General features: G+C 46.7%; 5 protein-coding genes, 2 tRNA genes and 3 rRNA genes. 9 read left to right on the forward strand and 1 reads right to left on the reverse strand.

Features of this window, described 5'->3' with window-relative positions; genetic code table 11:
- Positions 1-6 precede the first annotated feature (6 nt).
- A complete protein-coding gene (locus ACQY3H_RS03870; protein ID WP_428075059.1) occupies positions 7-558 on the reverse strand; it encodes a prepilin-type N-terminal cleavage/methylation domain-containing protein in 552 nt (183 codons plus the stop codon).
- A gap of 997 nt (positions 559-1,555) precedes the next feature.
- On the opposite strand from ACQY3H_RS03870, the gene ACQY3H_RS03875 reads away from it, so the two are divergent.
- The 9 genes from ACQY3H_RS03875 to rpoB all read left to right on the forward strand — a co-directional run bounded on the left by ACQY3H_RS03875 (position 1,556) and on the right by rpoB (position 13,019).
- A 16S ribosomal RNA gene (locus tag ACQY3H_RS03875) occupies positions 1,556-3,067 on the forward strand.
- A gap of 133 nt (positions 3,068-3,200) precedes the next feature.
- Positions 3,201-3,274, forward strand: a tRNA-Ile gene (locus ACQY3H_RS03880).
- A gap of 15 nt (positions 3,275-3,289) precedes the next feature.
- Positions 3,290-3,362: transfer RNA gene (locus ACQY3H_RS03885), tRNA-Ala, on the forward strand.
- 333 nt (positions 3,363-3,695) lie between these two features.
- Positions 3,696-6,704: ribosomal RNA gene (locus ACQY3H_RS03890) — 23S ribosomal RNA — on the forward strand.
- Between the two features lie 174 nt (positions 6,705-6,878).
- A 5S ribosomal RNA gene (gene rrf / locus ACQY3H_RS03895) occupies positions 6,879-6,997 on the forward strand.
- The 16S, 23S and 5S rRNA genes sit together here with 2 tRNA genes alongside, the layout of an rRNA operon.
- A gap of 156 nt (positions 6,998-7,153) precedes the next feature.
- Entirely contained in the window at positions 7,154-7,693 is a 540-nt protein-coding gene (locus ACQY3H_RS03900; protein WP_428075061.1) for a type IV pilin protein, read from the forward strand.
- A gap of 248 nt (positions 7,694-7,941) precedes the next feature.
- A complete protein-coding gene (rplJ, locus tag ACQY3H_RS03905) occupies positions 7,942-8,463 on the forward strand; it encodes a 50S ribosomal protein L10 (protein WP_428075063.1) in 522 nt (173 codons plus the stop codon).
- Between the two features lie 161 nt (positions 8,464-8,624).
- The gene (gene rplL / locus ACQY3H_RS03910; RefSeq protein ID WP_428075258.1) at positions 8,625-9,002 is read left to right on the forward strand and encodes a 50S ribosomal protein L7/L12; all 378 of its coding nucleotides are present in this window, start codon (positions 8,625-8,627) and stop codon (positions 9,000-9,002) included.
- A 156-nt stretch (positions 9,003-9,158) separates the two neighbouring features.
- Positions 9,159-13,019 carry a DNA-directed RNA polymerase subunit beta gene (gene rpoB, locus ACQY3H_RS03915; protein ID WP_428075065.1) on the forward strand — a complete coding sequence of 1,287 codons (3,861 nt, stop codon included), beginning with the start codon at positions 9,159-9,161 and terminating at the stop codon, positions 13,017-13,019.
- Positions 13,020-13,033 lie beyond the last annotated feature (14 nt).

Here is a 13,033-nt window from a genome sequence, read left to right on the forward strand (position 1 = left end):
ACGTTGTTACATATTCATGGAATAATAATTGTAAGCAGATTTTCCGCCGTCCGGCGTCCAAAGCCCTTGAGCAGAAGCAAGTTTGGTCCCGCCGAAACTTTTGCACAATTTTTCAGCGTTGGGGTCAGTCGTTTTGGAAAAACATAAATCTTTGTTCAGGATAGTTGCTCCCGCATTATCAAAAACGTACACGTAAGCAAAAGAGTAATCTTTCCGTCCGCAAGTGAACGAATTGGCCCATGACCCTTGCGTATATTTTATACAACAAAAAATATCATTATTGTACGCGCACGAACTAACCGTTCCCGCGTTGGTTTGTACGGTTAATCCAGCCGGCGCTTCCACGCTCAACTCGTCAAAGTTGTTAGGCCAATCTCCGTTAGCCAAGTGGTACGCTTCAATGGCTTTTATATAAGGATTGGCCATGCTGCGTAAATTGGCAAAGCGCGATTTATTGACGGCAAGCGTATATTGCGGTAACGCCACACTGGCCAAAATACCGATGATTAAAACGACTACTAATAATTCAATAAGTGTAAATGCTTGGTTGTTTTTCATAAAAATCTCCTTATTATATTATTATGTTTTTTTTGCAATATATCAAGAGAAATTGTGTTGAGTAAATAATCCGCTTGTTTTTATCTGTTGCAATTTGTTATAATAAATAAGTAATAAATTAAGCAGTTATATGTGCGTTGCGAAACCGCGCAGAAACCGCAAAAAAATAGTAAGTTCTTTTTTATAATGTCAAAAAATGTTGATTTCTCCGACGGAGAAAAAAATAGTTGACAAGTTTGCTAAAAACTGCTATACTAATTACATAAGGAAACAAAAAGGTTTGTTTCCATAGAAGTTTTCAAGAACCCTTTTTCAAGTTTTGAAAAGATAAGAAAAACGGGTCTTGACATTTCTGTCTTTTTTTGATAGACTATTTAGGTAGTCTTAAATTGATCTTTGTAAAAGCAAAAACTTCTGTAGTAAAGTAAATTGCAAACAGAAAACTTTTCGGCAGCGAAACATCTCCTTATATTAGAAAAGGCAGCCGATGGACTGAGCCGAGCTGATCAAGTTAGTTTTGCAACTTACCTAAACTTAATATGTATTTAATCTTATCCCTTCGGCCTTAGCGCCATGACCGGTTTGAATAACCAAACGGTACATAAAAGATTAAATGTTTCGTATTTTTTCCAAGGCAAAAAGTAAGCCGTTCGAAGTAAAACAAGAAAATACTTGACAAACTTTGAAAAATATGCTTTAATATATATGTAGCCGAGAGAAAAGGCTACAAATGAAGTTAAAAATTCCATTGCTTTTTTGAAATAAAGAAAAAGCAACGAGGAATTTTCGCTCTGTGAAAATTTGAAGCAATGTGCGAATGGGCGATTTGAACCGGAAGAACCCGCAAGGGTAAAACAGTTCAAGGCTCATTAAGTTAAGTCCTATACTTTTAAAAATAGGACACCAAGTTAATTCAAACAAGTAGAGTCAAAAGTCAACAGCTCAATGTTAGCGATTGGTTGCCTTTAAACCGCTTGCGATTTAAAGGTAATTAATTCTAATGGAGAGTTTGATCCTGGCTCAGAGTTAACGCTGGCATCGTGCATAACACATGCAAGTCGAACGGGACTTTGCGCTGTAGCAATACAGTGTAAAGTTTAGTGGCAGACGGGTGAGTAATGTATAAGAAACCTACCTCTGAGTGGGGAATAACAGTCCGAAAGGATTGCTAATACCCCATAACATAATGAAAAGGCATCTTTTTATTATCAAAGATTTATCGCTTGGAGATGGTCTTATATTCTATCAGCTAGTTGGCAGTGTAACGGACTACCAAGGCAACGACGGATAGCCGGCCTGAAAGGGCGACCGGCCACAAGGGCACTGAGACACGGGCCCTACTCCTACGGGAGGCAGCAGTGGGGAATTTTGGACAATGGGCGCAAGCCTGATCCAGCAACGATGCGTGGAGGATGAAGGTTCTCGGATTGTAAACTCCTTTTGTAAGGGAAGAAAAAAATGACGGTACCTTACGAATAAGCCACGGCTAACTACGTGCCAGCAGCCGCGGTAAGACGTAGGTGGCAAGCGTTACTCGGAATTACTAGGCGTAAAGCGCGCGTAGGCGGAATGTTAAGTCTGTTGTGTAATCTCTGGGCTCAACCCAGAAACTGCAACGGAAACTGGCGTTCTTGAGTGAGGCAGAGGAGATCGGAATTCCTAGTGTAGCAGTGAAATGCGTAGATATTAGGAGGAACACCGGTGGCGAAGGCGGATCTCTGGGCCTTTACTGACGCTCAAGTGCGAAAGCTAGGGGAGCAAACGGGATTAGATACCCCGGTAGTCCTAGCCGTAAACGATGATAACTAGGTGTGGGAGGTATCGACCCCTTCCGTGCCGCCGCTAACGCATTAAGTTATCCGCCTGGGGAGTACGGCCGCAAGGTTAAAACTCAAAGGAATTGACGGGGACCCGCACAAGAGGTGGAGTATGTGGTTTAATTCGACGCTACGCGAAAAACCTTACCTGGGCTCGAACGACTGGTGGTAAGTTTTATGAAAGTAGAACTGACCCGCAAGGGAGCCAGCCGAGGTGCTGCATGGTTGTCGTCAGCTCGTGTCGTGAGATGTTGGGTTAAGTCCCGCAACGAGCGCAACCCCTATCCTGTGTTGCCTAGCAATAGGATCTCTCAGGAGACCGCCGCGGATAACGTGGAGGAAGGTGGGGATGACGTCAAATCATCATGGCCTTTATGTCCAGGGCTACACACGTACTACAATGGTATAGACAGAGGGTAGCAATACCGTAAGGTGGAGCCAATCCCTAAACTATGCCCCAGTTCAGATTGTGGGCTGCAATTCGCCCACATGAAGCCGGAATCTCTAGTAATCGCAGATCAGCACGCTGCGGTGAATACGTTCCCGGGTCTTGTACACACCGCCCGTCACACCACGAAAGTCAATGGCAACAGAAGTATCCAGGTCGTCTGGGTCCTAAGTTGTGATTGGTGATTGGGGTGAAGTCGTAACAAGGTAGCCGTACCGGAAGGTGCGGCTGGATCACCTCCTTTATTCTTTTTTCTTCGGAATTAAGAATAGGTCGGTAGTCTTAAATTGGTGCGCTAACGCGCTATCCGTTTCAAGTCGGCCACTCGCACATAGCAAGGTTTATAGAGCTTAGGCTCTTTATTTTGAAAATAGCTTGGGCTCGTAGCTCAGCTGGTTAGAGCGCACGCTTGATAAGCGTGAGGTCGAAGGTTCAATTCCTTCCGGGCCCACAGCAACTTGTTTAAGGGGCTGTAGCTCAGTTGGGAGAGCGCCTGCTTTGCAAGCAGGAGGTCGTCGGTTCGATCCCGATCAGCTCCACAACTTTCACCTAACTAAAACCTTGCAACCATAAAACGTTGCGTCAAATTTGAAGTTCTTTGAAAATCAGATAACTTATACTCAATCGTCTCTTGTAAGACTCCGAAAGTCCTAACTTATAACGAATAAAAAGTCAGGCGGGCAGCAAAGAGAATGAAAGTATATTTTAGAAAAGCCAAGCGTTTGTATATTTGATATGTGATAAAAATATACTTACACTTACACAATGATGCATGAGACAATTAACTTAATGTTAATGGTTATCATACCTAAAAATATAGATAGCAATATCTAGCATTTGAAATGACCAAAATCTGTAGGATTAAAGAATATGGTCAAGCTACAAGGGTGTATGGTGAATGCCTTGGTGCCAGAAGTCGATGAAAGACGTGATAAGCTGCGATAAGCCACGGGTAGGAGCAAATATCCTTTGATCCGTGGATCTCTGAATGGGGGAACCCTTACAGGTGAGAGCCTGTAAATCATCACTTGAAGGTTAAGTCTTCGGACTTGAAGATAGGGTGATAGAAGACAACGTAGGGAAGTGAAACATCTCAGTACCTACAGGAAAAGAAATCAAAGAGATTCCCTGAGTAGTGGCGAGCGAAACGGGAACAGCCTAAACCAACTCCCGCACGGTGCGCATTACGGTGCGTAACGTGCGTGGGTTGGGGTTGCAGGGCTTGCGATATGGAATGTGTTGACGGTTAGTTGAATGGTCTGGAAAGTCCAACCATAGCGGGTGATAGTCCCTTAAACGAAAACTGAAGACCTCCTAGCGAGTACCTAAGTACCACTGGTCACGTGCAATCCGGTGGGAATCAGGGGAGACCACTCTCCAAGGCTAAATACTCTCTGGCAACCGATAGTGAACCAGTACCGCGAGGGAAAGGCGAAAAGAACCCCGAGAGGGGAGTGAAATAGAACCTGAAACCGTACATCTACAAGCTATTGTAGCACTATGCCCGCAAGGGAATGTGCGACAGTGTGCCTGTTGAAGAATGATCCAGCGAGTTAATGTGCCGAGCAAGGTTAAGGGCTGATGAAGTCCGCAGCCGTAGTGAAAGCGAGCCCGAATAGGGCGATTAGTTCGTCATATTAGACCCGAAGCCAAGTGATCTAACCCTGTCCAGGCTGAAGTTTGCGTAACAGCGAATGGAGGGCCGGAGTGTTAAACGTTGAAAAGTTTCTACATGAGGTGGGGTTAGGGGTGAAAGGCCAATCGAACTTGGTGATAGCTGGTTCTCCCCGAAATAGCTTTAGGGCTAGCGTTGAAATTTAACCCGAGGGGGTAAAGCACTGGTAGATTTAGGGGGAGCGACCCTCCTTCCGATGTCTGTCAAACTCTGAATACCTCGGCGTATATTTCAGCAGTCAGTTCGTGAGGGATAAGCTTCACGTGCGAGAGGGAAACAGCCCAGACCGTCAATTTAGGTCCCAAAATGTATGCTAAGTGGTAAAGGATGTGGATTTACTTAAACAGCTAGGAGGTTGGCTTAGAAGCAGCCATCCTTTGAAGAGTGCGTAATAGCTCACTAGTCGAGTGAATCTGCGCCGAAGATGACTCGGGGCTAAGCATACTACCGAAATTACGGATTGCATAGAAGTTCGCTTTTATGTAGTGGTAGGGGAGCGTTCTTGGCCGCTGCGAAGGTATACCGTAAGGAGTGCTGGAGCGCCAAGAAGTGAGAATGCTGGAATGAGTAGCGATAAGGAAGGTGAGAATCCTTCCCGCCGAAAATCTAAGGTTTCCTTGAGCAACGTTCGTCGGCTCAGGGTCAGTCGGGCCTAAGCTCAGGCCGAAAGGCGTAGGCGAAGGACATCCGGTTAATATTCCGGAACTATGATAAGCGCGTCATAACCTAGGGAGGGACGCAGGAGAGTAACCCCGTTGGCTACATGCCAATGAAAGGCCGTAGGCATCTTCGGATAGGCAAATCCGTCCGGAGGCTAAGCCGAAAACCGAGACGAGTGATCGCAAGATTACAAAGGGGGCCAATCACGCTGCCTAGAAAAACTTCGTAGGGAGTTCTTATCATAACCGTACCGTAAACCGACACAGGTGGATGGGGTGAAAATCCTAAGGCGCGCGAGATAACCATCGTCAAGGAACTAGGCAAACTAGCTCCGTAACTTCGGAAGAAGGAGTGCCCAAGTACTGGCTAGCAATAGTTGGGAAAGGGTCGCAGTGAATTGGGCTTCGTGACTGTTTAACAAAAACTTAGGGCTCTGCTGAAATCTCAAGATGATGTATAGGGCCTGATGCCTGCCCGGTGCCGGAAGGTCAAGGGGAGTGGTTAGCCGCAAGGCGAAGCTGCGAACTTAAGCCCCGGTAAACGGCGGCGGTAACTATAACCGTCCTAAGGTAGCGAAATTCCTTGTCGGGTAAGTTCCGACCTGCACGAATGGCATAACAAAGAAGCCGCTGTCTCGACGGTGGGCTCGGCGAAATTGTGGTTCAAGTGAAGACGCTTGATGCATGCAACAAGACGAAAAGACCCTATGGAGCTTTACTGTAGCTTGTTATTGACTTACGGTTTACAATACGTAGTATAGCTGGGAGCCTTTGAAACATCCTTTGAGGAGGGTGCGGAGGCAACAGTGAAATACCAGCTTTTGTGGATTGTGATTCTAACCTATTACCCGTGAATCCGGGTTGGGGACAGTGGCAGGTGGGCAGTTTGACTGGGGCGGTCGCCTCCTAAAGAGTAACGGAGGCGTTCTAAGGTTCCTTCAGGCCGTATAGAAATCGGCCATTGAGCGCAAAGGTAGAAAGGAGCTTGACTGTGAGGACGACGGTCCGAACAGGTGCGAAAGCAGGACTTAGTGATCCGGTGGTCCCTCGTGGGAGGGCCATCGCTCAACGGACAAAAGCTACCCTGGGGATAACAGGCTGATCGGGCCCAAGAGTTCACATCGACGGCTCGGTTTGGCACCTCGATGTCGGCTCATCACATCCTCCCGCTGAAGCAGGTGGGAAGGGTTGGGCTGTTCGCCCATTAAAGTGGTACGTGAGCTGGGTTCAGTACGTCGTGAGACAGTACGGTCTCTATCTGTTGTATGCGCAGGAAACTTGAGAGGAGTTGTCCATAGTACGAGAGGGCCTGGATGAACGAACCTCCTGTATATCAGTTGTCTGTAAACAGGCATAGCTGATTAGCGGTGTTCGGTAGGGATAAACGCTGAAAGCATATAAGCGTGAAACCCGCCTCAAGATAAGGTTTCCCTGGTAGATTAACTACCCAGAAGACCCCCGGAAGACTACCGGGTTGATAGGCAGAGTGTGTAAGCACAGTAATGTGTTCAGCTAATCTGTACTAATAGGTCGTGAGGCTTGGCCATATTCTTTAATCCAATAGAATATGTAAGTGAAACACTTGCGCTTTTCTATTATCTGACGTTAGAAGTCCGCGATGACCCGTCTAGACAACGGCGAGCAAGATTCTAGCGAGAAAGGAATTGTTGTAGCAACGGTTCCTTCCAAATTTGTTCTTTTAACATAGAGGCTTTGATGAGACTGATATTAATTCCGACGAGGTCACACCCGTTCCCATTCCGAACACGGCAGTTAAGCTCGTAAGGGTCGATGGTATTGGCACCCAATTCGGTGCTGAGAGAGTAGATCGATGTCGGTCTCATCAAAGCCTTTATCCTTTTTATATAGGAATGTATTATAAATCAATATGCACCGAAACAGTAATTTTTACTGTTGCGGTATTTTTTTGTTTTATTGTATCAAGCGAGATTTTTTGCTATATTTATAAAAATCCCAACGAACGAGGAATTTTCTCATGAAAAACAACAAAGCATTTACGCTCATTGAATTATTAGTTGTCGTGTTAATCATCGGTATTTTAGCGGCGGTAGCGTTGCCACAATATCAAAAAGCGGTGGAAAAATCACGCGCGGCGCAAGCGCTTGTTGTATTAAAGGCGGTGTATGATGCGGCCGAGGCCTATTACGTAGCCAATGGCACGGCTCCTACCACCATGGAAGATTTGAGCGTAGAAATTCCTTGGACAGGATCTGAAAACTGGGCATGGGGAGAAGCGCACTCCAATGCGGATTGGACGGTTGAATTTTATACTTCCTCTGCAGGGACGCCGGCGGTAAGTGTAGGGCGGCTGACCGGGAAATATGCCGGAGCCGGTTTCTTTATCTTCTTAAACGAAACCCACTCTGCCGATATCCCGGCGGGGGTTCCGGTTTGCGCAGAAAGAATTACCTATGGCTTTAAGCAATTTTCCGCTCCGGCCGGCTCGTATTGCCATGACATTTTCAAAGGCACGCTGGTTTATACAGATGCTTCCCGCTATTATACATTGCCTTAAAGGCTCTTGCGCGGGCAACTTGATTTTGTTATAATAATTATAAGAGTTGCGGATAACACGTTTGCAAAAATGTTTGCAATTGGCAACTTTTATTGATAAAATATAAAAGAAGTTAGTTATCAGATTTAACGAGAACCATGATTCCCCCCGACGAAGAAACGGAGGATGGGGAGTCTGTGGCTGTCGTTTTCTCGCTCTAAAAACGAGCAAAACAACAGCGGTTCTTGATTAAAAAAACAGGCAAGAAAATGAACCTGACAAAAGACCAAAAGAAACAAAAGTCGCAAGACCTTGCTTCTGAAATTACCACAGGCGGCACGGTATTTTTCACAGCCTATCAAGGTTTGAAATTTACCGAAATGGAAGCCGTTCGCCAAGCGTTAAACCCGGCGGGAGCCAAATTCCGCGTGGAACGCAACGCGATTGTGGAACATGCTATCAGCCAAGCCAAAATTGAAGGAGCCGATACGAAACTCTTTCAAGGGCCGACCGCTATTGCGGTAGGTGGCGATATCGCCGCCGTAGCCAAAGCGCTGGTTGATTTTCAGAAGAAGAATGCGGCTTTGAAGCTTCGTGCTTGCTATTCCGAAGGTGTCTGGTACAACGAAGATCAAGTTAAACAACTCGCTACCATCGGTACGAAAGAAGAAAACTTGTCCAAGTTGGCCGGCGCGCTTTACAGCGTGGTTGCACAATCGGCGCAAGTATTGCAAGCTCCGATACGGGATTTTGCCTACGTTATCAAAGCTGTTGAAGACAAGCAAAAATAACGCAACAAGGTATCAGTTGGCTTAGTGCCAACTGATGCCCGGTAAAATCTAAACCCGCCAAGTGCGGTAGTAGTCCCGCAAGGGGTAAAGGTACGGGCTTAACCCGGTTAAGCAGAAGGCCGCTACTCTAGAAATAAAAGGAAAAAATAAAAATGGCTAAAATGACCAAAGATGAATTAGTAAATGCTATCGCTGAAATGACCGTTTTGGAACTCTCCGAACTCGTTAAAGCGATCGAAGAAAAATTCGGCGTAAAAGCTGCTGCTCCGGCCGTTGCCGTAGCCGCTGCTGCTGCCCCGGCTGCCGGTGCTGCCGCTGAAGAAAAAGACGAATTCAACGTCGTGTTGACTGCGGTTGATGCCGCCAAAAAAATCGCGGTAATCAAAGTGGTGCGCGAAGTAACCGGTTTAGGCTTGAAAGAAGCCAAAGACCTCGTAGAAGGCGCCCCGAAAGCCGTAAAAGAAAACGTTGCCAAAGCCGAAGCGGAAGAACTCAAAAAGAAAATCACCGAAGCCGGCGGCACCGTCGAACTCAAATAGTTCAACCGATGCACTATATCCCAACCCCCGGTTTTGGGGGTTGGGATGAGATATCCCCCCGATTTTGGGGTTGGAATTCGTACCCTCGGGTACGCTAACGGAAAAGCGCGGGTGCGCGCGCTGGAAAAAACCGTTACAATTTCAGGAAGATAAACGATGATTGAAAAACAGACCAATTTTGGCAAAATTTCCACTAAACTACCGTTACCGGATTTGTTGGATATGCAAAAGCAATCTTTTGTGGACTTTTTGCAACGTGATGTGTCCCCTTCCAAACGGGAATTAAAAGGCTTGCAAGCCGCTTTTGAAGATGTATTTCCTATCGAAGCCCCCGACGGAAGCATGCGCTTAGAATTTTTAAAATATGAACTGGGTACTCCCCGGTACGCTACCCCGGCTGAAGCCACCGTACGCGACAGCACTTATTCTGTCCCGCTCAAAGCGTGGTTACGTTTGTATGTCAAGCAGAAAAACGGGAAAATGAAAGAAGCGTCCGACCAAGATGTTACCTTGTGTGATTTGCCCATGATGACCGATGCCGGCTGTTTCGTTTTCAACGGCGCAGAACGCGTTGTTGTCAGCCAGATGCACCGCTCGCCGGGCATTATTTTTGAAGAAGATGAAGAAAAGAAACAGTCCACGTTTGGTAAACGCTTATACGTCGCGCGTATTATTCCGTATCGCGGCGCGTGGATTGAATTTTCGTTTGACTTAATGAACGCCTTGTGGGTTCGCATTGACCGCAAGAAAAAAGTACTCGCGTCCACCTTCCTGCGCGCGTGTGGTTTGGAAACGAACGCACAAATCATCCAAACCTTCTATAAATGCGAAGATGTAGAAGTCAAACCGACCCATATTGATTCCATTATCGGCCGCTATGCCGCCGACGATATTTATGATCCGCAAACGGGTGAAGTTTTGTGGAACTTAGATGAAAAAGCCGCTTTACCGATTGATGATAAATTATTCAAAACTTTAATTGAAAAGAAAGTCAAAACGATTAAAGTTATCTGCGGCAAACCGCGTCAAGATGACCCCGGTATTTTGGCTACGTTAGAGCACCGCAAAGATTCTATCCGCACCGCGGCCGAAGCGCAAGCCGAAATCTACAAGAAAATGAGAGGGCAAGATTTCGTCGTAAAAGAACAAGCGGAATCGTATCTTAACAACTTGATTTTTGACAACATCCGCCGCTACGATTTAAGTTTCGTCGGTCGTTATAAAATCAACAAAAAGTTTGCTAACATGTTTGATTTGATTAGCAAATTCAAATTCAAAAAATTCCAAAAACCGGCTGACAACCGCCGCACGCTCGCGCCGGAAGATGTCATCGTTACCGTTAAATACTTGCTCGCGCTTAACGCCGGGGAAGATATTCAAAAAGAATATGGTGATGATTTCTCGTTCAAAGTGGACGATATTGACCACTTGGGCAACCGCCGTGTTCGCGGAATTGGGGAATTGTTAGAAAACCAAATTCGTATCGGTTTAAGCCAAATGGCCAAAACCGCGCGTGACCGCATGAACCGCGAACTTACGTCGTTCACACCGCGCGCTTTAGTTAATGCCCAACCGGTACAAGCGATTGTCCGCAAATTCTTCGGTACGTCGCAATTGTCGCAATTCATGGATCAAATTAACCCGCTGGGCGAACTTACGCACAAACGCCGTTTATCCGCGTTAGGCCCCGGTGGTTTAAACCGTAAACGCGCCGGATTCGAAGTGCGCGACGTACACTATACGCACTACGGACGTGTCTGCCCGATTGAAACGCCGGAAGGTCCGAACATCGGGTTAATCACTTCGCTCGCGTGTTATTCTAAAGTTAATAAATACGGACTTATTGAAACACCGTACCGCAAAGTTGTCAACGGAAAAGTAACTAACCAAATTGACAATTTGACCGCCGATACGGAAGATGATAAATTCGTCGCGCAGGCCAACACGCCGCTCAAAGCCGACGGCACCATTGCTACCGATGCGGTAGCGTGCCGCTTGCGCTCCGATTATCCGGCTGTGTCTCCTAAACAAGTTAACTATATGGACGTCTCGCCCTTGCAAGTTATCAGTGTGTCTGCCGCGTTAATTCCTTTCTTGGAACACGACGACGCCAACCGTGCTTTGATGGGTTGTAACATGCAACGCCAGGGCGTACCGCTGCTCATGCCGGAAGCCCCGTATGTGGGAACCGGTATTGAACACGAAGTAGCGCGCGACTCCGGTACCTCTATGGTAGCCAAACGCGACGGACGTGTCCAATTTGCCGATGCTTCCAAAATTATCATTGAAGCCAAAGACGGCTCTACGGACGTATATGATTTGTTGAAATTCAAACGTTCCAACAACGATACTTGTATCAACCAACACCCGATTGTTAAAACCGGCGATAACGTAAAAGCCCGTCAAGTAATTGCCGACGGTCCGTCTATGGATAACGGCTATTTGGCTTTAGGGCGCAATATGCTCGTCGGGTTTATGTGCTGGGAAGGGTACAACTACGAAGACGCTATCTTGGTATCCAGCCGCTTAGTGAAAGATGATGTGTTCACCTCTATTCACTTGCACGAATTTACGTTAGATGCGCGTAACACCAAATTGGGTGCGGAAGAAATCACCCGCGATATCCCCAACATTGGTTCGGATGCGCTTTCTCACTTAGACAATGAAGGTATCGTATTACCGGCTACCGTAGTAGAACCGGGTGATATCTTGGTTGGTAAAGTGACGCCTAAAGGCGAACAACAATTAACACCGGAAGAACGGTTGTTAAAAGTTATCTTCGGTAAAAAAGCCGACGACGTGGTGGATGCGTCCTTGCGCGTACCGCCCGGAACGAGCGGTAAAGTAGTGGGTACCCGCGTATTTGTACGCAAAGAAAAACTCACTAAAGCCGAAGAAAAAGCGCGCTTACAAGCGTTGGAAACGGAAAAAGATGCGACGTTGGACTTGCTCAAAGAACAACGCAAACGCGCATTAGATAACGCCAAAGCCACGATTAAAAATGCCGCCGCCTTGCAAAAAGAAACGGCCCGCATTACGTCGCTTTATAAATTGATGGAAAAGAAAGCGGTAGAACATTATGAACGGGAAATGGAATTCTCCAAACAAGGGGACGAACTCCCGGTGACCGTTAATAAATCTATCAAAGTATATATCGCTTCCAAACGCAAATTGCACGTCGGTGATAAAATGTCAGGCCGCCACGGAAACAAAGGGGTGGTAGCCCGCATCTTGCCGCAAGAAGATATGCCTTTCTTACCCGATGGCACGCCGCTTGATATTGTGCTTTCGCCGTTAGGTATTCCTTCTCGTATGAACGTCGGCCAGTTGTTAGAAACGATGCTCGGCTGGGCTGCGCACTACTTGCACTACAATGCCGCAACGCCTGTGTTTGACGGTCCGAGCGAAGCCGAAGTAGTCAACGAAGTCCGCAAAGCCAAAGAAAAAATCTTGGATGATAAAGGGCTTAAAGGCAAAGCGCGTGAAGAATATGCCGCTAAATACTTGCCGGACGATTACTGCCGTATTACGCTTTACGACGGACGCACCGGGGAACCTTTTGAAGAAAAAGTGACCATCGGTTACATGTATATGATGAAACTGATTCACTTGGTAGAAGACAAGGTTCACTCCCGCTCTACCGGTCCGTACAGCATGATTACCCGCCAGCCGCTTGGCGGTAAAGCCCAATTCGGTGGTCAGCGCTTCGGGGAAATGGAAGTGTGGGCCATGGAAGGGTACGGCGCAACGTACACCTTGCAAGAGTTCTTGACGGTTAAGTCTGACGATTTCGCCGGCCGTACGAAAATGTATGAATCTATCGTCAAAGGCGATGCACCTGCTCAACCGGGTGTACCGGAATCTTTCAAAGTACTTGTTAAAGAACTTCAAGCGTTAGGTTTAAGCGTGGACTTGCTTAAAAACGTAAGTGAAGATGAAAAAGAATCCGCCTCCGAAACCGAAGGAAAAGCGGCGGAAAAACCGCAAACCGAAAAGGAGGCCAAGGCCGATAAATAAGCCGGGGATTTGAA

The sequence above is a fragment of the Candidatus Avelusimicrobium luingense genome (assembly GCF_902757105.1).
GTDB lineage: Bacteria > Elusimicrobiota > Elusimicrobia > Elusimicrobiales > Elusimicrobiaceae > Avelusimicrobium > Avelusimicrobium luingense.

What these genes read in the sequence shown, in the direction of transcription:
- ACQY3H_RS03870 (WP_428075059.1), bottom strand. Translation starts at nt 558, where the DNA reads ATGAAAAACAACCAAGCATTTACACTTATTGAATTATTAGTAGTCGTT.
- rplL (WP_428075258.1), top strand. Translation starts at nt 8,625, where the DNA reads ATGACCAAAGATGAATTAGTAAATGCTATCGCTGAAATGACCGTTTTG.
- ACQY3H_RS03900 (WP_428075061.1), top strand. Translation starts at nt 7,154, where the DNA reads ATGAAAAACAACAAAGCATTTACGCTCATTGAATTATTAGTTGTCGTG.
- rplJ (WP_428075063.1), top strand. Translation starts at nt 7,942, where the DNA reads ATGAACCTGACAAAAGACCAAAAGAAACAAAAGTCGCAAGACCTTGCT.
- rpoB (WP_428075065.1), top strand. Translation starts at nt 9,159, where the DNA reads ATGATTGAAAAACAGACCAATTTTGGCAAAATTTCCACTAAACTACCG.